Source organism: Paenibacillus xylanexedens (genome assembly GCF_007680605.1).
In the GTDB taxonomy this organism is placed as follows: domain Bacteria; phylum Bacillota; class Bacilli; order Paenibacillales; family Paenibacillaceae; genus Paenibacillus; species Paenibacillus xylanexedens_B.
Genome location: NZ_VEIO01000004.1, coordinates 109,279 through 134,014 on the forward strand (window position 1 = coordinate 109,279; position 24,736 = coordinate 134,014).

Annotated in this window: 23 protein-coding genes; 7 read left to right on the plus strand and 16 right to left on the minus strand. The window is 47.5% G+C overall.

Annotated elements, in window-relative coordinates:
* Positions 1 to 26: 26 nt before the first annotated feature.
* The 6 genes from FS818_RS19870 to FS818_RS19895 form a co-directional block, all read right to left on the minus strand.
* Positions 27 to 266 carry a YezD family protein gene (locus FS818_RS19870; RefSeq protein WP_110898208.1) on the minus strand — a complete coding sequence of 80 codons (240 nt, stop codon included), beginning with the start codon at positions 264 to 266 and terminating at the stop codon, positions 27 to 29.
* Between the two features lie 202 nt (positions 267 to 468).
* Complete coding sequence (cysW, locus tag FS818_RS19875) at positions 469 to 1,347, minus strand: sulfate ABC transporter permease subunit CysW (protein WP_145333995.1); 879 nt, start codon at positions 1,345 to 1,347, stop codon at positions 469 to 471.
* A 142-nt stretch (positions 1,348 to 1,489) separates the two neighbouring features.
* Positions 1,490 to 2,329, minus strand: coding sequence for a sulfate ABC transporter permease subunit CysT (cysT, locus tag FS818_RS19880; protein WP_145333996.1), 840 nt, complete (start codon positions 2,327 to 2,329; stop codon positions 1,490 to 1,492).
* A 170-nt stretch (positions 2,330 to 2,499) separates the two neighbouring features.
* Positions 2,500 to 3,585, minus strand: a complete 1,086-nt coding sequence (locus FS818_RS19885) for a sulfate ABC transporter substrate-binding protein (protein ID WP_145334262.1) — start codon at positions 3,583 to 3,585, stop codon at positions 2,500 to 2,502.
* Positions 3,586 to 4,007: 422 nt separating this feature from the next.
* Entirely contained in the window at positions 4,008 to 4,778 is a 771-nt protein-coding gene (locus FS818_RS19890; protein ID WP_145333998.1) for a hypothetical protein, read from the minus strand.
* Positions 4,775 to 5,920, minus strand: a complete 1,146-nt coding sequence (locus FS818_RS19895; protein ID WP_145334000.1) for an AAA family ATPase — start codon at positions 5,918 to 5,920, stop codon at positions 4,775 to 4,777. Before FS818_RS19895 ends, FS818_RS19890 begins: the two co-directional genes overlap by 4 nt.
* A gap of 145 nt (positions 5,921 to 6,065) precedes the next feature.
* On the opposite strand from FS818_RS19895, the gene FS818_RS19900 reads away from it, so the two are divergent.
* Positions 6,066 to 6,977 carry an AraC family transcriptional regulator gene (locus FS818_RS19900; RefSeq protein ID WP_145334002.1) on the plus strand — a complete coding sequence of 304 codons (912 nt, stop codon included), beginning with the start codon at positions 6,066 to 6,068 and terminating at the stop codon, positions 6,975 to 6,977.
* A gap of 108 nt (positions 6,978 to 7,085) precedes the next feature.
* Positions 7,086 to 7,769, plus strand: coding sequence for an S-layer homology domain-containing protein (locus tag FS818_RS19905; RefSeq protein WP_145334004.1), 684 nt, complete (start codon positions 7,086 to 7,088; stop codon positions 7,767 to 7,769).
* 209 nt (positions 7,770 to 7,978) lie between these two features.
* On the opposite strand, the gene FS818_RS19910 is transcribed toward FS818_RS19905, so the two are convergent.
* Entirely contained in the window at positions 7,979 to 8,605 is a 627-nt protein-coding gene (locus FS818_RS19910) for a nitroreductase family protein (RefSeq protein ID WP_123065584.1), read from the minus strand.
* Positions 8,606 to 8,873: 268 nt separating this feature from the next.
* Positions 8,874 to 9,335, minus strand: a complete 462-nt coding sequence (locus FS818_RS19915) for an RrF2 family transcriptional regulator (RefSeq protein ID WP_145334006.1) — start codon at positions 9,333 to 9,335, stop codon at positions 8,874 to 8,876.
* A gap of 430 nt (positions 9,336 to 9,765) precedes the next feature.
* On the opposite strand from FS818_RS19915, the gene FS818_RS19920 reads away from it, so the two are divergent.
* The 3 genes from FS818_RS19920 (at position 9,766) to FS818_RS19930 (ending at position 12,845) form a co-directional block, all read left to right on the plus strand.
* Positions 9,766 to 10,491, plus strand: coding sequence for an MBL fold metallo-hydrolase (locus tag FS818_RS19920; protein WP_145334008.1), 726 nt, complete (start codon positions 9,766 to 9,768; stop codon positions 10,489 to 10,491).
* A complete protein-coding gene (locus FS818_RS19925; RefSeq protein ID WP_145334010.1) occupies positions 10,488 to 11,063 on the plus strand; it encodes a TetR/AcrR family transcriptional regulator in 576 nt (191 codons plus the stop codon). Before FS818_RS19920 ends, FS818_RS19925 begins: the two co-directional genes overlap by 4 nt.
* Positions 11,064 to 12,359: 1,296 nt before the next feature.
* Complete coding sequence (locus FS818_RS19930) at positions 12,360 to 12,845, plus strand: CcdC family protein (protein ID WP_186331798.1); 486 nt, start codon at positions 12,360 to 12,362, stop codon at positions 12,843 to 12,845.
* A 451-nt stretch (positions 12,846 to 13,296) separates the two neighbouring features.
* Here FS818_RS19930 and FS818_RS19935 read toward each other — a convergent pair whose 3' ends face one another.
* Positions 13,297 to 14,310 carry an NADP-dependent oxidoreductase gene (locus FS818_RS19935; RefSeq protein WP_145334012.1) on the minus strand — a complete coding sequence of 338 codons (1,014 nt, stop codon included), beginning with the start codon at positions 14,308 to 14,310 and terminating at the stop codon, positions 13,297 to 13,299.
* Positions 14,311 to 14,584: 274 nt separating this feature from the next.
* Positions 14,585 to 15,331, minus strand: a complete 747-nt coding sequence (map, locus tag FS818_RS19940) for a type I methionyl aminopeptidase (protein WP_145334014.1) — start codon at positions 15,329 to 15,331, stop codon at positions 14,585 to 14,587.
* A 210-nt stretch (positions 15,332 to 15,541) separates the two neighbouring features.
* Between map and FS818_RS19945 the strand changes: the two genes are divergently transcribed.
* Positions 15,542 to 15,751, plus strand: coding sequence for a hypothetical protein (locus tag FS818_RS19945; RefSeq protein ID WP_145334016.1), 210 nt, complete (start codon positions 15,542 to 15,544; stop codon positions 15,749 to 15,751).
* Between the two features lie 237 nt (positions 15,752 to 15,988).
* Here the strand turns inward: FS818_RS19945 and FS818_RS19950 are convergent, their stop codons facing one another.
* Together FS818_RS19950 and FS818_RS19955 are read right to left on the minus strand one after the other, a co-directional pair.
* A complete protein-coding gene (locus FS818_RS19950) occupies positions 15,989 to 16,807 on the minus strand; it encodes a protein kinase domain-containing protein (protein ID WP_260989923.1) in 819 nt (272 codons plus the stop codon).
* Positions 16,808 to 16,959: 152 nt separating this feature from the next.
* Positions 16,960 to 17,655, minus strand: coding sequence for a hypothetical protein (locus tag FS818_RS19955; RefSeq protein WP_145334018.1), 696 nt, complete (start codon positions 17,653 to 17,655; stop codon positions 16,960 to 16,962).
* A 558-nt stretch (positions 17,656 to 18,213) separates the two neighbouring features.
* Here FS818_RS19955 and FS818_RS19960 point away from each other — a divergent pair.
* Complete coding sequence (locus tag FS818_RS19960) at positions 18,214 to 19,167, plus strand: L-lactate dehydrogenase (protein WP_145334020.1); 954 nt, start codon at positions 18,214 to 18,216, stop codon at positions 19,165 to 19,167.
* 175 nt (positions 19,168 to 19,342) lie between these two features.
* On the opposite strand, the gene FS818_RS19965 is transcribed toward FS818_RS19960, so the two are convergent.
* The 4 genes from FS818_RS19965 to FS818_RS19980 form a co-directional block, all read right to left on the minus strand.
* Complete coding sequence (locus FS818_RS19965) at positions 19,343 to 22,051, minus strand: PAS domain-containing hybrid sensor histidine kinase/response regulator (RefSeq protein WP_145334022.1); 2,709 nt, start codon at positions 22,049 to 22,051, stop codon at positions 19,343 to 19,345.
* Between the two features lie 309 nt (positions 22,052 to 22,360).
* Entirely contained in the window at positions 22,361 to 23,095 is a 735-nt protein-coding gene (locus FS818_RS19970) for an ABC transporter permease (protein ID WP_145334024.1), read from the minus strand.
* Position 23,096: 1 nt separating this feature from the next.
* On the minus strand, positions 23,097 to 23,813 hold the full coding sequence (locus FS818_RS19975) for an ABC transporter permease (RefSeq protein ID WP_145334026.1): 717 nt from the start codon (positions 23,811 to 23,813) through the stop codon (positions 23,097 to 23,099).
* The gene (locus tag FS818_RS19980) at positions 23,810 to 24,724 is read right to left on the minus strand and encodes an ABC transporter ATP-binding protein (RefSeq protein ID WP_145334028.1); all 915 of its coding nucleotides are present in this window, start codon (positions 24,722 to 24,724) and stop codon (positions 23,810 to 23,812) included. The genes FS818_RS19975 and FS818_RS19980 overlap by 4 nt, the downstream gene beginning before the upstream one ends.
* Between the last annotated feature and the right edge of the window lie 12 nt (positions 24,725 to 24,736).

Genomic DNA, 24,736 nt, shown 5'->3' on the forward strand with positions numbered 1-24,736 from the left:
CGTTCCAAGACACTAAGCTATTATTATTATCCTTTGGCACTCGCGTTCGATCCACGAACGGAACGGGCGGAGCTGCTTCTAGCCGTATTGCCGGATTTGGAGGCGCTGCCTGAGGACGTATTTTCAAAACGCTTGCGCTCGGTTCGCTCCATCTGTACAATCTGTCCCTCATGTACCACGATGTGCAATGAACCAAATTCCATGTCATCCAGCTGCCCGGCAATTCGGTTTAACCATACCTCATCCACTTTTAACGGCTTAGCCACTTGAGCCGCCTCCTCTTCTCGGGCTATCACCCGTTATTCATCCTGTACACACCTGTATTTCAAGCGTTAACTTATAATTCATTCTTATCCAACCCATATACTTGGTTTATACAATATCAGGGCTTCCAACAGCTGTCAATTGATATTTTCATCTCAACAGCAGCATTCTTTTGAGTCTGTCTTTTTACGCCGTCCACCCACACTATGCCTTTTCTGCGACGGCTTTATGACCAAGCCAGCTCTTGAGCAACAATGTAGCCAAAGCCAGGATTAACAACAGCGAGGCAACCGCAAATGAGGCCGAAAACTGATATTCGTTATACAAAATCTCGACGTGCAGCGGCAAGGTATTCGTTTCTCCACGAATGTGCCCGGATACAACCGACACCGCTCCAAACTCACCCATAGCACGTGCATTACACAGAATGACCCCGTAGAGAAGCCCCCATTTAATGTTGGGTAATGTCACACTCCAGAAGATGCGCCACCCGGAGGCTCCAAGTGTTACAGCCGCTTCTTCTTCCCGGGTGCCCTGATCCTCCATCAGTGGAATCAGCTCTCTTGCTACAAAAGGAAAGGTAATAAACAACGTCGCAATGATAATTCCCGGAAGTGCAAAAATGATTTTGATATCATGCTGAGATAGCCAAGGGCCAAACCATCCGTTTGAGCCAAACACCAGAACAAAGATCAAACCGCCAACGACAGGCGAGATGGAAAAGGGAAGATCAATCAGTGTGATGAGCAGTCCTTTACCTTTGAATTGGAACTTGGTGATGACCCAAGCCGCTGCCACGCCAAAGATCGTGTTAAGCGGAACGGTTATTGCGGCAACCAGCAGGGTCAGCTTCAGTGCAGACCAGGCATCCGGTTCCGTCAGCGCAGCGATGTAGACCCCCCAGCCTTGCTTCAACGCTTCCATGAGCACGATGACCAGCGGCAGAATCAGCAGCCAGATCAGGACGAGACTCGCAAGTCCGATCAGTAGCCATTTTACCCAAGGCGCTTCTGTTGTGGCGCGATTTGTACTGCGACCGGTTTTTACAGGTGGAACAGGACTAAGGGGAACAGAACCCGCCATACGTACACCTCCTTCGGTTTGGTGAGTGTGCCACATTGTGGCAATGTAAATCCATCCGGGCCGCCACGAACGGGCAAGCCGCACGGACAGAATGTGAAGTGGTCTGACAGTCTTCCGGACTCTCCTATTGCTATTGCTGCAATCACACTCTCCCTGCCTTCCGGCTCCAGCGTTGCAGAGAATTGATGATGAGCAACAGGATAAACGAGATCAACAAAAGCAGTAAGGCTACGGCTGTAGCTCCTGCATAATCAAACTGCTCCAGCTTGGACATGATGAGCAGCGGCGCAATTTCCGTTTTCATCGGCATATTGCCCGAAATAAATACGACCGAACCATACTCACCAATACCCCTTGCAAAAGCTAGCGCAAACCCCGTCAGCAACGGCGGGACGAGATCCGGTAGCAAAACGGTACGGAATATCCGCCATCGCCCCGCACCCAGCGTCGCCGCTGCTTCTTCGACCTCAGCTTCAAGCTCTTCCAGCACTGGCTGTACCGTACGCACGACAAAGGGAATGCCGATAAACATAAGTGCGAGTGTAATTCCAACTTGAGAGTAAGCCAGCTTGATGCCCAAAGGTTCTACCAATTGTCCAATCCATCCATTCCCGGCATAGATCGCCGTCAGAGCCACCCCGGCTACTGCCGTGGGTAGCGCAAACGGAAGATCAATCACCGCATCGAACAATCGTTTGCCAGGGAATTCATACCGAACCAGCACCCAGGCCAGTAGCAGGCCCAGGAACAGATCAATTAGTGCCGCCGCACCAGCTGTCAGAAAACTGACCCGGAACGAAGCCAGCACCCTTGGATTGGTAGCCACCTCCACCATCGTTGCCCAGGTCAATCCCGTGGAGTTGAATAACAGTGCCGTCAGCGGAATCAGCACGACCAGACTCAGGTAAAGCACGCTGTACCCCATCGTTAATCCGAATCCCGGCAATGTCCGCCTTCCCCGGGCCGCGATAACCTTGCTCATACCTATTCATCCTCTCTGCCGTCAGCCGGTCAGGCTGGTTGGCCCCGTACAGTCCAATATGTTTAATTTGTTTTTTTGCTTTGATTTTTTGCTTCGCTTGGGTACTTCGATTGATTGATTTGCCTTGATTGATTCTTTTGCTCACTTTTGATGCTGTTGCCCTGTTGTCCTTAGCTGCCCGGCACGTAGATCTGGTCGAAAATGCCCCCATCATTAAAGTGTTTGGCCTGGGTATCCCGCCAAGTCCCAAAGACATCTTTTAACGTAAAGAGCTCCAGCTTCGGAAACTGATCCTTGAATTTCTCCTTTACGCTATCTAGCGTAGGACGGTAATAATTTTCGGCAGCAATCGTCTGGCCTTCTTCGCTGTAAAGGTATTGGAGATAAGCATCCGCCACGTCGCGAGTGCCTTTTTTGTCTACATTTTTATCCACGATCGCTACAGGAGGTTCAGCCAAAATGCTGATGGAAGGCACGACAATGTCGAATTTGTCCGGCCCTAATTCTTTTACCGAAAGGAATGCTTCATTCTCCCAAGCCAGCAACACATCGCCAATGCCGCGTTCCACAAATGTCGTTGTCGCCCCACGAGCACCCGAGTCGAGCACAGGGGCATGTTTGAACAGATCTGCCACGAACTGCTTTGCCTTCTCTTCGTCATTGTTGTTATGCTTCAGCGCGTAACCCCAGGCCGCTAAATAGTTCCACCGTGCTCCGCCTGATGTCTTCGGATTCGGAGTAATGACCTGCGTATCTCCTTTGATCAGATCATCCCAATCCTTGATGCCTTTCGGATTGCCTTTGCGCACCAGAAATACAATCGTGGACGTGTACGGAGAGCTGTTGTGCTCGTATTTGTCCTGCCAGCCCGCATTAATCAGACCTTTATCTTCAATCGCATCGATATCATAGCCCAGTGCCAGTGTCACCACATCTGCATCCAGTCCGTCAATGACGGAACGGCTCTGTTTACCCGAACCTCCGTGAGATTGTTTGATGGTCACTTCCTGGCCTTTCTCTTTCAGCCAATGGGCGGCAAATGCTTTGTTATATTCCTCATAAAGTTCCCTTGTCGGGTCATAGGAGACATTGAGCAGTTCAACTGCCTTGCTGCCTTCCTTATTCCCATCTGTCCCCGTTCCTGTGGCTGCACCTGCTGCACTTGACCCGCCGTTATCTGATCCGCAAGCCGCCAGCACCCCCGTTAACACCAATGCCAGCCCAATCAGAATTCCTTTGTGAACTCTCTTTTTCATCATCTTACACTCCCCCCGATATAAACTTGCATGATCAACTACAGGTCGGCAGAACAGCGGTACGCACCAGAAAAGAACAAAAAGACGGAGGAACCCCCTGCGCATTCTTCCCTTCATCAAGTCATACCAACCCCTAAGTCGTGTATGCTTCATCGGTAAAATGCACTGCGGTGTTCCTCCGTCTATACGGTGAGAACGTTATGCTGTTCAAGTGTTTGCAGTCATTTTTATTATTCCTACCTGTTTAGTAAGTTATATACGTATAATAAAGGCAGTCTATATGACTGTCAAACGTTTTTTCCGCCTTTTACCGAAATTTTGTATCATTGACAAAAAAGAGAACAACGAACGATCGCCCATTGTTCCCCTATAACGAAGTTTAGTTTTTCACCATCGATATTAAATGACGGAACCAGGATCTACTATTGTCCCTCTATAATCTCAACTAACCCTAAATCGAGCAAGATCATGCTGAGCAAACTCAGCAGCTGGTATTGTTGTTTCGTGATATAAAATTCTTCCTGTTGATTGAATATAAACAAATTGGTATCGGAGAACTGATCAATACTATACTCTGTTACACCTAAGTGTTGCATTCCAGATAACATCTCAGACACAGCTTTTAACAACGTTTGTTCCGTTATCTTACTTTGATTCATCCTGTTTGAATCTAAATATTGCTTTAGTTCCTTCCCCGTTTCAAATGTTAAACGAAAAGAGTCCTCCATAAAATTGGATGCAACAAAGCTCTCTATAGAAGGATAACTTAATAACAGCAGACCTTGACGATCAAAGTCATTACTATCTCTGGAGCTACTTAGGTTACGTAATAAATTTCGTATTAAAACTGCGTCCGTATTCGACCTGACATCTCGATCAAAGACATAAAAAATAGCAGCACGATCTACTGGAAACTGATATTCAACAATGAGTTTCTCAAAAATTTCATCCAAAAAATCCTCCTGAGTATGAATCGTAGATATAGCAGGATCTTTTGCGTTGATAACAAATATGGATGAATGAATTCCATCTTTTTCATTGTATTTTTTATATTTCCTCATTCGATCCATTTTTTCGTATTGATAGTCGAAGATTTGGGTGAATATTTTTCGCAGCAAATAAAATTCTGTACGTTCTCCTTCAACAATGAGCAGCACTTTCCCGATATTTTTGTCCTTGTTAATTTTGATCAAAAGATATCATCCTTATATGCTGGAATCCCGCCGAATACACCGCTTGTGTACATTTTCTCTAAATTTTGTGCGACACGTGGTTGCTCACTTGAGAATCTCTTTAATAAACTTCCTTCATCTCCATTAAAATCTACAGCATAAATCTGATCAGGTCTAAGAAGGGAATTTGATAGTAAATTAGTTGAATGAGATACGATGAATAATTGTGAGTTTTTTGAACCATTCATAAAATATCTGATCAGTAATTCTTCGAGGAAGTTGTGTAAACCGCTGCTAAACTCATCAACGATTAACATGCCCCCATTTTTTACCGAATGAAAGAATGCAGGCAGAAATCTCAACAATTTTTGGTTACCAAGAGACTCCAAAGAAAATGGAATAGGCTCTCCAACACCTTCGCGCTTGAAATAAACTACTTTTTCCAATAAGTTCAATCGTAGCTTCGTAAAGTTGCCCGAACTTGAATTGGCGTACTCAATTCGCTGATTAAAATTAAACTTCTCAAAAAAGGTATTAATTTCATCCACACCATGGTTCTCAAGATAATCTTCAATGGTTAAGTTAATGTTCCCCGGAGAAAAAACCGTTTCTTTATATCCATCTATATACACCGAGTTAATAAGAAAATCAAACCAATCTTTTAAAACTTTCTGAGTTCTGAATTTTGTATTAAAGTAGATCTCTCTCAATACTAACATGTCTGTATCGATATCCTCATACACCTTATTTTCAGTAATCTCCGATTTGGCATTTTTTCCAATTCGATTCAATACAACTTCACCTGCAACCGTTAATACTTCAACTAAAGTACGCTGTTCCCGTATATATTCGATATAATATTTAATTTCATGATGGCTAATTTCGAACTCATACTCTAAGCTCATTGATTTTCCTGATGAAAACAGACACCTCTCTGCTCCAATATCTATTTTTCTTTCAGCAAATAAAAGATCTAACAGTAACTTCAATGCACGAATGGCATTGGTTTTACCTGATGCATTCGCTCCTACGAAAAAAAGTCCCTTTAGTGTATCTGCGTATACATTTTTATCTGAAAGTATTTTATATCCTGTAGCGCGAATATCAACAACCGTCGTATTTTTAAAAGATCGAAAATTACTCATCGTTATTTTGCTTAACATGTTATCCCTCCTTTCTCTTATAATAAGCCAATTCGTAAAAAACATACATCAGTATTGAGTAAGAACGTAATTTTTTTACACCTTTATTTAGCATGGACTCATAACAACATTGACTCCACTTTCCTCCCTCACCATAATATGAAATATGAGACCAACACACCGCCCACCCCTGTTACGTAAATCAGACGGATTCCGCCGGCAAAAACTAATGGTGCTACCCGAATCATTACTGATGGAAGCAATTGCTTCCCCGGTGACATCGGGATTGTATGTCACGGATATTGGATATTTCCATGAAGCAGAGCATCATTACCGGGATCGCCCGGAAGGATGTGACTCACACATTCTGATGTACTGCACGGAAGGCTCAGGCTGGTATGAACTGGAACAGGGTAAAACCTGTAAGGTGCAACCGGGGAACCTGATTATTTTGCCCGCCCACATTCCTCATATCTATGGTGCCAACACGGAAGAACCGTGGAGCATATACTGGTTTCACTTGCGCGGCGAACACGCCCATGCATATATCGAATCCTTGATCTCGCAGCAGATTACAACAATGCCACCTGCGAAGGCACAACGATGGCTGGAGCTTTTTCATGAATGTTACGGCGCGCTCGAAACCGGATATTCGCTGCAAACGATGACCTTTGCCTCACAGATTATCGGTTACATGCTGGGCTTGCTTGCTTACGGTTCCTATGCCTCTGCAACTGATAACGGAGTGATGACCAGCAAACAAGCAGCCGAGTATTCTGTACAGTATATGCTGGAGCACCTGGAGAGCGGGGTTACACTCAAGGAACTGGCCGCGCATGCCCGCTTGTCCGTGCCGCATTATTCCCAAGTATTCAAACAGGTGACGGGTCATTCACCCATCGATTATTTCTTACGGCTCAAAATCCAGCATTCCTGCCGTTATCTTGATTTTACCGATTGGACCATCAAACAGATCAGCTCCGAGCTGGGGTTCAGTGACCCGTACTATTTTTCACGACTGTTCAGCAAAATGATGGGTCAGTCCCCCACGGATTACCGGAACCAATCCAAAGGATAAATTTGTGGAAAATTAAAGCAACCTTTTGAACAAAAGGGTCGTCTATAGGGGCAAATCACTTTAAAACAAAGGGATATGAACTTCCTGGAAAAGCGAGGCGACACCGAAATGAAGAAAAATTTTATAGCAACCCTTACAGCAGGAGCCCTGCTTACACTCTCCTTAAGCGCGGGCCCTCTCCATGCTGCGCCGTCCAAATTCACGGATATTCAAGGCATTCCGGGTGCAGACAAAATCGAATCTCTCCATCAGGATGGATTAATCAAAGGGGTTAGCGATAACTTGTTCAAGCCAGAAGAACAGCTAAGTACCGCGCAAGGCGTTCAATTGATCGTCGACGGACTGGACTTAAACCTGAATGCGATTCGTTTTATTAAAATGCCTGTGCCTAGTGATTATTTCTCAGTGGTAAAAGACGGTGTCTGGTACAGCGATGCCTTCATCCGCGCACAGTACAACAGTATCAAGCTTCCGCAAAATATTGATCCTTCCAAACCGCTTACCCGTGAACAGTATACTCTCTTCCTCATGCAAGCGATTGAGGCCAAAGGGGGTCTGCCTATGATCAAAATCCAGCCGGTAGACATTGCGGACGAAAATGAGCTTACACCCGAGTACCAAGGCGCAGTACAGCGTTCTCTGGTGCTGAAGATCAGCGCACTCGATGCGAACGGACAGTTCCATCCGAAACAAGCCATTACTCGCGCTGAAGCTGCCGTGATGATGTACAATGCCATCCAGCACATGGAATCCTTCTTCACACCGCAAATCCCGGAAACACCGGAGAAGTAAAAGGTATCTCAGGACAAAAGAATAGAATGGCAAACCCCGCATCTTTCTTCTTTGGAAGATGCGGGGTTTTACCATGGTCGTTCAATGAGCACACAGCAACCGTAATCCGTACCGACGATCTGTGAAAATAGCAAAAGCGAGTACTTTCCTCCGATAAGAGGATGTACTCGCTTAGAATATTACTACCTATAATCCAAGTTTAGATGGACTTAGAAAGAACCTTTTACAACGACTTCGGACAACGGGAAGCGACCTGATGGACGAGCTGGCTCAGCAGCTTTACCTACAGTAATCAGCAAAGTTGGTACAAAGCGTGCAGGGATGTTGAATGCTTCGATCAATTGCTGCGGGTTGTATCCGCCCATTGGGCAAGTGTCGTAACCCAGGGAACGTGCTGCCAGCATAATGTTCTGGGAAGCAAAAGAAGCGTTGCGGATCGCTTCATCACGAGCGATTTGCGGGTTTTGGTAAGCACCGTTAATTTGACCCACCAACGCGTCGCGAACTTCAGCAGGCAGTGCGCCAGCTTCAACAGCTTGATCGTAGATGAATGTATTGCGGTTCGCTTCCAGATCACCAAGAACGGCAATCGTTACGGAGCTGTCCACTACTTGAGTTTGTCCGTAAGCGATCGGCAACAATTTTGCTTTGTCTGCTTCGGATTCAATCACGAGGAATCTCCAGTGTTGCAGGTTCCAGGAAGACGGTGCTTCGGAAGCTGCAGTCAAGATTGCGTTCAGGTCAGCCTCTGGCAATACAAAACCTTTCTCGTACTTTTTAACCGCGTGACGTTCGCTGATGACGCTCAGTGTTTCATTTTTTTCAGTAACGGACATGTGTTCCACTCCTTAGTTCTGTTTGGAATATTATATTTTTACGTTCGCAAAGCACGCCTTGAAAGCCAATCCGCCCCAAGCACAGGCCTTCCGAAAATAACATCAGCGCAGACGAACGCTCCCCATCTGTGTTCACGTTATGCCCGGAATTACCTCATCTTTCAAACTCTTTTACACCGGAGCATACGTATCTCTTACACTTCTCTCCCATGACTGTTTAACCACGTCATCATCATATACTTAATGCGATGACTCTGACAGCACCCATTCAGGTCTTCTCTTCGGTAGATACTTCTTCCATCGGAAAAGGTCCTTCTCCGCGCTCGATGCTTTGCATCACATCAAAAATGGATATACGGTCGAAATAAGCGCTCAGCGCCTCTTCTCCTCCATCGTATATAGCTCCCATTACACCTTGCATATTAGAGGAAACTTTACACGGTGAACCCGATTCGCCTGAGCACCAGCTTGGCCCTAGCGAACCTCCAGCGACCAACCTGTACACTTCTCCAAGCTTGATCTCTTCACTTGGCCGACTAAGCAAGTATCCCCCATGAGCACCTTCTTTGGTGGTCAAGTAACCATGTTTACGCAGAACACTCAGTACCTTGCGGACTCTGGCCGGGTGTGTACCCACACTTTGAGACAGGTCTTCACTGTTGGCCATACACTCGCTTCTCATCGATAGAAAAACAAGACAATGCACCGCAATGGTAAATTCGCTGTTCATAACTTACTCCCTTCCCGGCATACAACACCGATGAACTTCATTCCAAGGTAAGTATAACTGTCATTATATGAATAACAGTTATGTTTGTCAACATTTGCTCCTGAACGTCATTGAATCGTAGTTTTCCCTGTTATATCAATACTTACACTCTCTTGGTAGTCTGTTGAAAGCTGGTTCAAAACCTGATGTTAAAAACGTTCTAGGCATAAAAAAGTGAGCCTATCGCTTCGCGAAGGGCTCCAATAAGATAGACATATGAAAGGGCTTACGTGATTATTATAATCGCTAATCTTCATTTTGAAAACGCTTTTTTTGTAAAGTTTGATTTCAAGCTGATTTAGAAGTTATCCGGTTACGACGAAAATTTATATTGCATAAACTAATGTCATTAGTTATATTACTAACATCATTAGTTTTAGGAGGATTTCCGATGCATGTTACCCGTGAATTCGATGTTCACCAGGTCTCATTTCTTCCCCGTCTCTTTCCTGTAAATGTCTATCTTGTTGAAGAGGAACAAGGCTTGACCCTGATAGATGCAGGCATGCCATTCAGTCTCAAAGGTATTCTGGAGACAGCCGCTTCCTTGGGGAAACCCATCACCACCATCATCCTAACCCATGCCCATGCGGATCACGTTGGGGCGCTTGATGGTCTCAAGGATGCGCTCCCCGATGCCGAGGTATGCATCTCCAGCCGAGATGCCAAGCTGTTAACCGGGGACACATCGCTGTTGCCGCACGAGCCGCAGACCCCGGTACGCGGCAGCGTGCCCAAAGGCATCCGTACGAAGCCGGATCGCCTGCTCGAAGATGGCGACCAGATCGGATCGCTGGTCGCTATTGCTTCTCCAGGCCATACGCCTGGGCATATGGCCTTCATGGATACACGCAGCCGCGTGTTGATCGTCGGCGATGCGTATCAAGTGCGCGGGGGCCTCGCCGTGTCCGGCCGCGTGCGCCCGCTCTTCCCGTTCCCTGCGCTGGCCACGTGGAATCGCGAAGCGGCACTAGCCAGCGCGAAGCGCCTGGCGGAGCTGGAGCCGTCCGTGCTGGCCGTTGGCCACGGACGAATGCTCCGCCAGCCCGCGGCGGCCATGCGCGCGGCAGTCGCTGATGCTCGGCAGCGACTGCAACCAGCCGGGGGGCTGCGATGAGCCCCCGGCAAGGTCTGGATCGCGGCGCGCTGCTTGACGCCGCGATCCAGATCGTGGACAGCGACGGCTTCGAGGCGCTGACCCTGGCCGCTCTTGCGAAGCGGCTGGATGTGCGCTCGCCGTCGCTCTATAACCACATCAGCGGACTCCCCGGGCTTCGCCAGGAACTGGCGCTGATGTCAGTGCAACAGCTCAGCCTTGCCGTAAACGAGGCTGTGGCTGACCGCACCGGCGACGAGGCCATTCAAGCCATCGCCGCCGCTTATATAGGCTTCGTTCGCCAGCATCCCGGGCTCTACGAAGCCTCATACCATGCGCCCGACCTGAATGAACCGCAGCTCGCGGCATGCAAAACAGCTCTGCTGAACATGCTGCTGCATACCTTGCAACCATACCCCCTCACCGAAGCGCAAGCATTGCATGCTGTTCGGGGATTACGCAGCCTCTGCCATGGTTTTGCCTCCATTGAGGCACAGGGCGGCTTCGGCATGGATTTCAGTCCGGACGATAGCCTGCGTCTGACCGTATCCGCTTTTCTCCACGGGCTGCGCCACCTGTCCGAAGACGTATAAACAAGGGCGAGGCTAACTCTGTCGGGATATACTCCAGCATTTTTAGCTTATCGTTCCTATGAACAGGAGTTAACGTTCTGGACAACGCTAAGTATCCTAAATATCCGAGCAAGAGAAAAACAGCCAAGACGCTCGTAAGTAACCGAACGAAGGAAGATGCTCTCAGGACTTGAGCTACACCCAGTAATCGAAGTCTATCTAATCAAACGAACGAAGTCCCCTTTTCCGCACCGCTTGTAGCTCCTGGCACAGGCGGTGCCCCTCTTCATGGCAAGACTGAGCGTGGTCAGCCTTGTACACATGAGGTGAGGAAACACGACGAAACCAGCCTAAGTACCCAAGCAAAAGAGAACAGTCAGGACACGAGTAAGTAACCAAACAAGGAAAGATGGTCTGGACGGGATGCACCCAGTAATCGAAGCCCTGTCCAACCAAACGAACCAGGCTGTTCGTAACGTTTAAGTTCCAGCACATGCTACGCGCTCTAATCCAAGCATGCCTGCAACTAAGCTCACCTCCGCCGTCTGATCCGTTGAATCTGACCAATCTACTACAATCCCCCCAACAAAGTTGAGACTCCGTAAGTACGTCGGAATTCTAACGATCACCACAGACCTTATACGCTCGATAAACAGCCTCTTGAAATTCTAACGATCACCAGAGACGCTATTCTCTCGAAACGGGGCTGGAAACCGTGAAAAAGACCGAAAATTCACAAAATAAGGTTTCTCCTGATCGTTAGAATTAAAATGAGCAGAAAATGCGGCAAATAAGGCTCCTGGTGATCGTTAGCCTGCAGGGCTGATGTGCAGGAGCAGGAGCAGAGGTTAACGAGTTTAGATACACCATCCCACGCCTGACATCTGTTGCAGTAATCTCTTCTTAGTGCAGTCATTAGTACATCTGTTACTCTATCTGCTTAATTTCCTTTTATTCGAATAAACGACAACTCAGCGGGAACAATACTAGAGCGTGTCTTGAAACCTACTGAAGGGCATTTTTCCCCACTTTTTGCCCCCTGCTATGTCACTTTCCCTTGACGTGCCCCTTCACGCCTGCGGGAAAACCCTTCCCTGCTTGGATCGAAAATTCGGCAAAATCTGCTTTCTTCAGCGTTTTCAGACATTTTCTACATATTTTCCGAATAAAGAACGATCAATATTGCCTGCATTTTTAAAAGATATGCGTTCTATCGAGTTCCTGTGTTTGTGCTATAATAGAAACTGAAAAATCAGGTCTTTTTGTATCTTATCCGATTCAACGGATTACATATCATAGTAGAAAGAGGGCGTTTACGTGGCTCAAATCTCTCCGTACTATCTTCAAATCGGGGCGACCGTTGGCATGCTTGTCATGGCCTTACTTGCCATCTTCATTCGTATGAAAGCCAGCCACCGGCCGGTCACCATCCGTAAAATCATTATTCCGCCGCTCGGCATGAGCACAGGCTTTTTTATGTTTGTTGTACCGGAGACCCATGTTCCATGGTTGTGGGCGCTCATCGCGCTTCTGGTCGGCTGGTTTATTTTTTCGTATCCACTCATTCGCAGCACCAAGTTTGAACGCGTAGGAGAAGAGATTTTTGCCACACGTTCCCGCAGCTTTGCCTTCATTTTGCTAGGACTTCTGGCTGTACGCCTGATTCTGCATGAAGTCATCCAGCAATATGTCAGCATTCCGCAGACAGGCGGCCTGTTCTTCCTGCTAGCGTTCGGTATGATAGTGCGCTGGCGTGTATATATGTACAAACACTATAAGGAAGTGCTCGCTGTTCAGAACTAGATGGTAGCTAATACACCCGGCTCTGCCATGATTCTTATAGGTCTAGAGCAATTAGAATTTAACAATTTAACAATTAAGGTATTGAGCATCTAGCAATCACATCGATCACATCAACATCAACTTAAAAAGACACGTTCAACACACCGTCAAAAGGTGCCAAGAACGTGTCTTTTGCTTTTGCCCTACTTTGTTTTGATCTACTTTTGCCCTACTCTTGTTCTAGTTTCTGTTCTAGTTTGTTCCAGCCTTTGTTTAGCGCTTTTGGTTTCACTTTTGCTTTTGTTCCAGCCGTTGCTCTTTCTCCTATTCCTGCTTTTGTTTGTCTTCAACATCAGAATATGAGCAATCGCAGTCTAGAACCACTTGATCATAACGATATATACGGAAGTCACTATGATAGGTAGAATGAATGAATTCATCCATCAACCCAAATGATCTAACTCGACTTCATCTATTCGGGGTCTGCAACCTTTACCAGCTGTTTGCCCAGATTATCTCCGGAGAAAAGACCGATGAAAGCTTCTGGCGTCCGTTCGAAGCCATCCACAATGTTCTCTTCATATTGCAACTTGCCTTCCTGAATCCACTTGGCCAACTTGGCGCGGCCTTCCTTGAAAGACTTCGTGTAGTCGCCCAGCAGAAAACCTTTCATCAGCGCCGTGTTCGTTAGCAGCAGCGTTTGTGGACGCATGCCGATATCCGGTTTCTCCAGATTATAAGACGAGATCTGTCCGCACAGCGGAATACGCGCATTCCGATTGATATGACGCAGTACGGCATCCGAAATATCGCCGCCAACATTGTCGAAGTATACGTCGACCCCGTCAGGACAAGCCTTTTCAATCGCTGCCGACATATCTTGCTCCGTCTTATAGTTCAGCACAACGTCGAAACCAAGCTTTTCTCTCAGATAGGTACATTTATCGTCAGAACCTGCGATACCGACCACACGCGCACCGACGATTTTACCGATCTGACCTGCAATCATCCCCACAGCTCCTGCCGCACCTGAGACCACAACGGTCTCTCCATCTTTGGGTTTTCCGATATCCTCCATGCCGAAATACGCGGTCAAACCCGTCAGGCCCAATGCACCGAGATAGGCTGTGATTGGAGCCTCGTCTGAATCAATCAGCGACAGATCCGTTGTATTGACCGCAGCATATTGCTGCCAGCCCCACATCCCTGTCACCAGATCACCTTTGCGTAAATTTGGCTCGGAGGATTCCACAACCTGCCCGATCGTGCCCCCTTTAATAACTTCATTCAGGGCATACGGCGGTGCATAGGATTTCGTATCTTTCATTCGTCCCCGCATGTACGGGTCGACTGACAAATATAATGTACGAACCAGCACTTGCCCGGCTTCCGGTTCAGGTAGCGATGCCTCAACGAATTCAAAATTCTCTTTGGATGGGGTCCCTTCAGGACGGGACGCCAGTACGATCTGTTTGTTTACAGTCATCAAAATAACCTCCTGATTCCCAGTGGCTCCAAGGTCAGTCCTTGTCATCTGCAGTAATACAGGCGCACCACGGGCTCTATGTTGATCTTCATAATAGTTTAAACCGAAACAGGCGGATCACAAACGTGGGCCGCCCGAAAATATACAAATATCGTCACATAAAAGCTCTATACCAACCTTACAGCACAGCGAAAATAGCTGAACCCTCTGCATAATGACATGAGTTGTTCATACCGTGCACATAGGCTTCCGTTCTGTGTGTAGTCAACCTACCTTATTGTGCAGTCAGAATGACCGGTCCATCGGCGGTAACGGCAATGGTATGTTCATACTGAGCAGACAGGCTTCCATCCAAAGTACGTGCAGTCCAACCATCCGAATCCAGCTTGCTGCGGAATGTTCCAATGTTTAACATCGGTTCAATCGTGATGACCATACCTTCCTTGAGACGTGGACCGCGATGCGGCGGGCCGTAGTGAGGAACCTGCGGTTCTTCATGCATCTTCTCTCCGATACCGTGTCCAATAAATTCACGAACCACGGACAGTCCTTCTCCTTCAGCATACGTTTGAATGGCATGTGAGATATCTCCGATCCGGTTACCGACAATAGCAAGCTCAATGCCTTTGTAGAGAGAGTTTTTCGTCACGTCTAGCAAATGTTGCGCTTCAGGACTTACATTTCCCACTGCATAAGACCAAGCCGAGTCCGCCAGCCAGCCATCCAAATTCACGACCATGTCGATGGTAACGATATCGCCGTCTTTTAGCGCATATTTTCCCGGAAAGCCGTGACAGATCACGTCATTAACCGACGCGCATGTCGCATAAGGGTACCCGTTGTAGCCCTTTTGCTCCGGTATAGCGCCATTTTTTTTCATAAATGCCTCTGCAAACTGGTCAATTTCCTGTGTTGTGATTCCCGGACGAATCAGTTTTGCAATTTCTCTATGGCACGCAGCCAGAATTTCTCCAGCTTTTCTCATTTGTTCAATCTGTTCTTTCGTCTTTATCGTGATCATGCCAACTACTCCTTGTCCGTTATGATCTTATCCTGTCTTCTATTGTAACGCGAAACGCTCAAAATAAAAAATTCCGATAACTGAACCAACATCCTATTATACGCCAAGCTTTGAATGAATGAGTGTTTTTTTCTCCAAAAACACGAAACCCCTCTTGGGCAAGCTACGTATTAGCATAAAAATAACTGAACACGAAAGGATGAACGACTCATGTTTAAGAAACTCATAGGCAAACTCATCGACTCCAAGTCCTCATCTCACCATAAACGTTACAGTTCTTCCAACAGACGTTCCTATAAAAAATACAGCAGTTCCTCTGGCAAACGCAGCTACAAGCGCTATTCCTCATCCGATATGAAGTACAGGGATCAGCGCCATGGATCAGGGTATTACAAAAGCAGAAAGTATAGCTCCAGCTAAACGGTACGGAACATACCACATTGTTGTGCACAATAGCTAAGGTCTAGATTTACTCAACTCTGATTGAATTTGGCTCAATTCTGATATGACTCTACGTCGGTCCCGGCTCCACCCTCACTTGAACCTGGCTCTTGACCACCAAATATAAAAAAGGGGTGTTCCATCGATACCGCACGCACGGCCTTCGGAACACCCCGCTTTTTAATTTATATAAACTTCTACTGCGCTCTTCTGCTTCTACAGCAACGCTCTCATCCGATCCATCTCACGCTGCAACTCTCCTGCCCCGCCCTCGTAACCCGGACGAAGCCCGAGAAGCCGCTCCAGCATCTCATGCAGTTCAGACGTAAGCTGAAGCTCCTCCTGCCAGCTGGCAGGAGCGCTACCCTTCTGCGGCTCATAGGCCGAATACAGCATGAAAAGCAGAAAGTGACCGATATCCTGCAAATCCTGATCAGGTATAGCCGGTTCGTCTTCAGGCTCAGGCACATCTTTCATTCGGCGTTTTAACTCTGGCAACAACGGCTCCCCCAAGCGTCTTGCCAGGCCAAAATCAATTAAATACACTCGACCCTCTCTTACAATGACGTTAGGGATTCGGACATCGCCATGAATGAATCCCTGCTTGTGTACATGAGCTACCGGGGCCAACAGCTGACAAGCGAGTTCCACGCATTCACGCTCTGTATATTGCTGTCCTTCTTCGAAGATCAATTGTTCCAGCGTCTGTCCGCGGACATACTCTGTCACCATATAATTCCGTCTTCGCACGTTAAAAGCATCCAAAAGCTTCGGAATTGCTGGATGATTCAGGTGCTGTAACACATCCGCTTCCCTGCTCAGTAGCCGCGCAGCAAGCCTTCCCTTGCTCGGCTTTGATTCCTTCAACGCGACTTCCCTTCCCGTCTGCTGATCCACGCACAGATAGGTCAGTCCATAACTCCCCATGCCGAGAAGATCCCGTATCACATAACGATCCCCTATGATTGTTCCTTGTCGTCCAGGGCGATCTGTAAATAATCCGAGTAATCTTTGCCAGCTTCGCTCCAGCTCCACGTTGCCTCCCACGCCAGCTTTCTGGTGTCTGACCGATTTCCCTATCCTGTCCTGAGAAAACGACTGATCAGCGGCTGGACTTCATGTTGTATTGGAGCTAATTATAGCAGGCTGTATATGTGAAATCACGATCCTCCATAATGCAGAACCATTTAAGCTTCTTTATGTTTCTTTGGCATCAAGCCAAACAACATACGGAGTGAAGTGATTTTAGACTTTCGTTTTCGCCCCTGATAGCTGCGCAAATTGGTCACGAGTTCGCGATCCCGTTCTTCCTCCAGTTTTTCGTTCATCCACTGACGTTGCTTCTCCATCTGTTCCTGGAGCGCAAGATGAGTCTCCGCCAGATGCTGGAGTGTCAGCTCCAGTTCATCCACCCGGTGCTGTAACACCTGCACGCGATCGTCCTCTTCCGGCTTGGGTTCAACCGCACCGTAGGTAACCTCACTTACAAGCTGGCCGAGTCCTTCATAAGATCTCAATTGACCGTACTGATCCACTTCCAGCGGCGGTAATGGATTAGATCCGGATAAGACCGTACTGGCTACAGCACACTCCTGTTCTGTTTGCTCACGAATGGCTTGGACAGAATGCTGTTCTGTTTTCCCTTCTGCTGGGGATAGTACCGTGACCACTGCATCAGCCAGCGGCAGGTTATGCTCTCTAAGCTCAGTCATCAGACGTTCGATGCACTCGATATCATCGGATTTGAACAATCTGGATTTATTCGCAGAACGTTCGAAACGATATCCCTGCTCCTCGAGTGCTGCTGCATATTTACGAAGAGTACTGGCACCTATCCCCAGGCTCTTGGCCGTTTCCGTCGTTGCTCCTACTTCTTCAATCATCATGAATTCCCTCCCGGTATGAAGTTTTTGGGCTTGCAAAATAACGACTTTAGCGTTCCTGCAACGAACTGTCATCGGTTCGGGTGACCTTTCTCTTGCACAACAATGGACGATGCACATGATACCTGAACAACCCTAAAACAACCTTCCTCATGTAACCCGCCAGTGCTTTTCTCTTGCATGTCGGTAAGTATTCGTCAGTCTGCTTGCAGAACCCTTTGACGGTTTAGTTCTGTTTCTGGGGATTCGTAAGAACTTTTGTCAGGTCTATATTTCGCAAAAAAACCTCTTCATCCGACAAGCTACAGGAATGCTGTCATGTCGAAAACGGGATATGCAAATGCCGTCTAAATTTCGGAGTGCATCAAATTGATGTCAATTTTGTTAACTCCACTACTCCAACACGCTCCCGCGACAGAGGGAATCATTGCTGTATAGCTTTTCCATGTGTTATCTTATGTAACGTAGAATTGAATTTCAGCATAAAATAAAGCACTATACTTAACATAACAATAATCAAGTAACGGATAAATCCAATGTAAACGGAGGCTGAAGGCAGTGTTAGGCAAATCAGGAAAAGTGGCGGTCATCGGGGCGGGTCTTGTGGGTTCAAGTTGTGCATATTCGATGATCAATCAATCGATATGCAGGGAGATTATGATGGTCGATCGGACGTATGACCGTGCGGTAGCACAGGCACTCGATTTTTCCCATTGCATGGACTTTACACACAACCGAACGAAAGTATACGCAGGAACGTATGCCGATTGCGGCAGTATGGATGTCATCATTTTGACCGCTGGAGCCAATCCAAAGCCTGGACAGACAAGACTGGATGTTCTGGAGGAAGCAGAATCCATTGCCAAAGATATCGTGGTTCCGATCATGAACAGTGGTTTTAACGGCATCTTTGTTGTCGCAGCCAACCCCGTGGACATTGTTACGTATATGGTATGGAAATTGTCCGGTTTGCCGCGTGAGCGTGTCATCGGGACGGGAACTTCGATCGACTCTTCACGGCTCAAAACACTGCTCTCCGAGGTATTCTCCATCGACCCGCGCAGCGTACACGGCTACGCACTCGGTGAGCATGGCGAGTCCCAATTTGTGGCTTGGTCCCATGTTACCATTGGCGGCAAGCCTATTCTGCACATTTTGGATCAACACAAGGAACGCTTCAAACATCTGGATCTGGACGATATCGCCAAAAAAACGAAAGATGCCGGCTGGGAGATTTTCACCCGTAAAGGTTCAACCCAGTTTGGCATCGGGAATGCACTTGCCCATATTACTCGCTCCATCCTGAATGACGAGCATAAAATCATTGCCGTATCCGCGATTCTCGATGGCGAATATGGACAGCGGAATGTATGTGCAGGAGTCCCTGCAATCATCGGAGAGGGCGGCATTCAAGAGATTATCGAATTAAATCTCGATCAAGCCGAGGTTGAGAAATTCGAGCGTTCCTGTGAAATTTTGTCCGGTAATATTAACCGCCTGACCATCGCCTAAGCCTCCGTAAATTCGGAGTAGCAACTGGTCTAATCTGCGAGCTTGCTACTAAATAAAATACAAAAAAACAACCTTCATTTCACCACACTGCGGAAATGAAGGTTGTTCTGCTACACTTATCTTTTTAATCCGTTGGGCTTCAATTCAATCCAATGATCTACACATGCATCTCCACTTAACTAGGCCCAATTAATGGCTCATCAGACGGTCCCCATTGCTGAAGGACACGCTTCAACTCACTTAGCATCACAGGTTTGCTGATGAAATCCCGCATGCCGATCTCCAGACAGGCCTCTTTATCTTCCCGTCTGGAATTACCCGTTACGGCAATAATCGGAGGAATCCGGTCCTGAGGAATTAACCGATGTAACAGATTCGTGGCTTTCAGACCGTCCATCACAGGCATATGAATATCCATCAGTACAATATCATAGGCATTCTGCGAGATGGCATCAATCGCTTCTACACCATTCGTGCACACATCAGCCTCATAACCCAGTTTCTCCAGATATTCCTGGAGAATCTTCCGATTAACCGGATGATCTTCTGCTACGAGAATACGCATAGCCACCTTGTCACTTTGACGTGTACGGTCATGCCGGAACTCGCTTGCTGACTTTTCACCTGCTGCTTCAACTCGCGTCGTCGGAATGGCAAACCGGAAAACAGAGCCTTCTCCTTCCGTACTCTCCACACTGATGCTTCCACCCATAATCTCGACAAGTCTCTTGGAGATCACCAGCCCGAGTCCTGTACCGCCATATTTGCGGTTAATGACTGGATGTAGTTGAGAGAACGACTGGAACAACTGATCCTGCTTGTCCGCAGGAATACCAATCCCCGTATCTTGCACAGCAAAATCCAGTACACTATCCTCAGGTTTGCTTCCTTTGATAATATCGACGGTAACATCGATGCTTCCCTGATCTGTGAACTTCAGCGCATTGCCAACAAGGTTGACCAGAATCTGCCGGATTCGCATCGAATCCCCTGCCATATAGTCAGGGATACTCGGATTCAGACGGAAGCGAATATCCAGATGTTTCTCGTCCGCCCGTGGCTTGAACAGCTCCGCAACCTGCTCCAGCATCTTGCGGAGCGAGAACGGCTCGTAGGCCAGGGCCATTTTACCAGACTCCAGCTTACTGAAGTCCAGAATGTCATTCAGGATATTCAGCAGTGCATCGCCGCTCTCTTGAATGATCTGTGCATACTCTCGCTGCTCCTCTGACAAGTCCGTACCCACCAATAGCTCGGTCATTCCTACAATGCCGTTCATCGGTGTCCGGATTTCGTGACTGACGAGGGACAGGAACTCGGACTTGGCTTGTGCGGCCAGCTCAGCCGTTTCCTTGGCGCGAACAATTTCACGTTCACCGGTAACGTCATTAAAGACAACTACCGCACCACGAATCTGGCCCTCGTCAATAATCGGAGTTACTTGATACTGTACGAGGAAACTACTGCCGTCTTTTCTCCAGAACACGTCCTCCGTCACTGAACGCGCATGCCCATCGAGCACCGTCATATGAATCGGACATTCCTCTTTTGGAAAATAACTTCCGTCTGCACGGGTGTGATGGATAATCGGGTGTGAACTCTTACCAATGAATTCATGAGCTTCATAACCAAACATGGACGCCGCCGCCGGATTCATGAACATCGTAATGCCATCCGCATCGAGACCGTAGATTCCTTCGGTAACGGTATTGAGAATCAACTCATGCTGCTTGCTTAGCTCCTGAATACGCTCCGTGTATTCCTTGCGCTCCGTTATATCTGATACTATACCGTAAGCACCCACCATTTCGTTATCTACAATGATAGGCACATTCGTTACTGAAACTTCGATCTTTCGGCCACTGGAACTCGCAACACGAGTCTCATAGTATTGGGCTTGCCCCTGCTTCACAAGTTCAAAACAGGCTTCTCCTTTGTGTATTTCTCTTTTATCCAGATTCGACAGAAAGGACTGTCCGATGAGTTTGCTACGCGGGATATCAAGCATCTGCACCATATTGCTGTTCACAGCGCTATAATTACCTTCCAGATCCAGGGAGTATACCGCAGCCGGATTATATTCAAACAATGACTTGTAACGCTCACGGCTTTCGCGAAGACGTCTGTCAGCATCTTTCTGCTGGGTAATATCCCTGCTGATGCTGACAATTTGCGTTATTTTGCCATGTTCCCCGGTCACGGGCTTCGCCAATGTTTCCATCCAGATGTAATGCCCATCTTTGTGTAACACTCTCATCTTGCAGCCATGACCAATATTAGAAATGAGCAAAGGGTCCGGATAATCTCCCGGGTAACAATAGGATTTAAATGATTTCCCTGTGACTTCCTCCGGCTCATAACCAAGCAGTGTACGAACCGATGGAGAGACATAGAGGAGTTCACCATCTATAGTGCAGGTTGTAATCAGATCTTGTGCATGTTCAGCCAGCACCTGATACTTCTCCTGTGTCTCCTGCAGTTCCTGTTCGATGATGACCTTGTCCGTGACATCCTTGGCAATTCCGTAGATGCCGACAACCTCATCACCTTCTGTAATCGGTATATAGGTCACCTGTGCATGTTTCACAGAACCATCTTTATGATAAAAAGCCATCGCTTCACTGACTGAACGTCCAGCCAGAACATCTTCGATGAATTGCGCTCTTCTCTTTTCACTCTCAGGCGGGCTGATGCGATCCCGACTCACCCCTGCAAGCTCTTCAATCTTGTAGCCGGATAACCGTTCAAACGAAGGGTTAGCATCGATGTGATTCCCTTCAATGTCCATCACATAGATGGCATCCGGGTGGTTAAAAAACAATGATCGGTAAGAGCTACCCTCAGAAATAATTCGTTTCAGGGTTTCCGTTTTATTATGATCCAAAGGCCTACCCCTCTTTTCTCAGCCAAAATCTTCTTTCTTCATCACATTACGTATGCGCCATTTTCGGCTGTAACAGCCTTACCCTCGAATAACCATGTTCGCCTGACTAGAAACAGCTTTTTTTATTTTACCAGATTCTCGTCTCATTTTGCTTATCAAATAGGATGAAATTCACATCATTAGGCATGAAAAAGATGGGATTTGACCTTTATCAAATAATATAAAAAAACTGAGACTGTCCGCATACCAAATCACTTGGATGCACAGCCTCAGGAAAGGTTCATTTGTTATTCTCATCGAACGTATACTTTATACTTCCTTCTTCGAAAAATAAATCATGCCCATCGCCATAAATAACACGGCACTGCCACCAACTACGGTTAAAAGTGTTCCCAGTGGAACATTGAACGCTCCAAACCCTGTGCCCTCGATGGGAAGCATCAGAATCATCGGCTGTGCCCATGGATAATACGGGCCATACGTTGCAGAGTTTCCGACCAGAATGTTAGGTATCGTTAGCGCGAAGTTCAAGGCAAGCGGCGCGGCGAAGCTACTCCAGACCAGAGACACAAACATCTGTAATGCCGCCAGCGGGATACATGCCAGAAGTCCAAGCAGCATTTTGCTCACAAGGAATCCCCAAGGCACCGGTGATGCCATCCCATGAATTAACCCTGTCAATATGATACTTCCGAATAGAAGCAACTGTGTAACCGCCAAGAGCAGTAACACAATTGTGAATTTACCTAAATACACACCTGTACGTGTAAGTGGCAGAACCAAAAGCTGTTTCCATCCACCTCCCGCATGTTCGAAACGACATACAAATGAGGTAAACACCCCTGTCAGCATCGGTAACAAAAGCATACCGTGAATCATCACCATGGCTGACATCAATGCTGTCCAGTCACCCGATGGGGAAGACAGCAGGCCAATGAGCAGTGCGATCAGCGGACTGATCAGAACCAAAAGCGAGATTGGCGATTTGGCCATCTTCAAACGTTCCGCTGATAAGATACGAAAATAGGTTGTAGCGAAATTCATATCAGGCCACATCCTTCCGGCTGAAGTGCATCATGCCTGTCAGCAGAATGATGATCCCTAAACCTGCACCCATCCCTGCGTACAGATACGCGTTAGGAGCACTCCACGCCATCTGCGCCCAAGCCAGTGGAAATTGTGGAGAGATCATAAGTGAGAACATACCGGTGATGGCAAGAATAATGCCGAAGGTAACCGGTAGTGCCTGATTTTTGGATACCAGCGTAAACCATAATTCAATGGACAATACGGGCAGTGCACCAGCCAGCGGCATAAGTCCCAGCTTCAATGCCTGTGCCCACGGTATTTCTTTGGCATCGAAACCAAGCACAAGTCCCAGTCCAACAACCCCTGCGGTTAACAACAAACACGAGATCATTAGTAGCACACACGCCAGCAGAAACTTTGCAAGATAAACGGCTGGCCTTTGAATCGGCATCGCCAGAAGTTGCTTCCACGACCCCTGCTCGTGCTCTATTCCGGCGATCATCGAACTCAGAATGGTCGCACCCAGCATTAAAGCGAGCGGAACAAAAACAACTACGTTACCGAGCAGACCTCCCCACAAATTATCGGCATACTGCTCTTTCAGATAATCCAGTCGTAATCCGAAATTCAGAGCCTGCATGGCCGTTAACCCGATTGGGGCCAGAAACACCAGAAACCAGATACCTTTGCCACGAATTTTGAGCCAGTCGGCTGATAATGCACGCCCTGTCATAGAGTAGCCCCCTCGCCAATGACACGCATGAAGAGATCCTCCAAAGACTGTCTCTGTTCTTCGACCCGGTATACATCATGATCCTGTTCAATCAGTCGGCGTACCAGCAGTGCAACTGCGCTGTTATCCATGTAGGGGAAGGTAAGCTCGGCACCCTGTCTCTGACCAAATTGCCCCTGCTCACGAGCAAGCTTCATGGCCGCCTCCGGTTCGGACACCGTGAGCCTGATTGAGCTGCCTGTCTGACTGTGGAGACTCGCCATCGTGTCCTGCATCACCATTTTGCCATCTCTTATAATACCGACGCGACTCGCCATCTGCTCCACTTCACTCAGCAAGTGGCTGGATACAAGAACGGTGATGCCATGCTCCAGCGGCATCCGTTTGATGAGTTCCCGAATCTCCTGAATCCCCGCCGGGTCAAGTCCGTTCGTTGGCTCATCCAAAATAAGCAGTTCCGGTTCGCCGAGTAGCGCGCTGGCAATGCCCAAACGCTGTTTCATCCCGAGTGAATACCCTTTTACATTTCGTTTAGCATCTTTCGTCAGATCAACAATAGATAACACTTCCGCAATTCTTGACTTGGGTACGTTGATAATACGGCGCAACACTTCAAGATTCTCTACCGCATTCAGATGACCGTAATACGAGGGGTATTCCACCAAGGAACCTACGCGACGTAAAATGTCCATACGGTCCTTCCGAATATCTTTGTCGAACACCCGGATGACCCCTTTGGTCGGTTTAATCAATCCGAGAAGCATACGGATCGTTGTTGTTTTGCCGGCACCGTTAGGGCCAAGGAAGCCGTAGATATCTCCCTTTTTAATATGAAGGTCAAGTTCACGGACAGCCGCACGGTCCTTGTATGTTTTCCATAAATTCGCTGTTTGAATAATATTTTCGCTCATTCATCATCACCT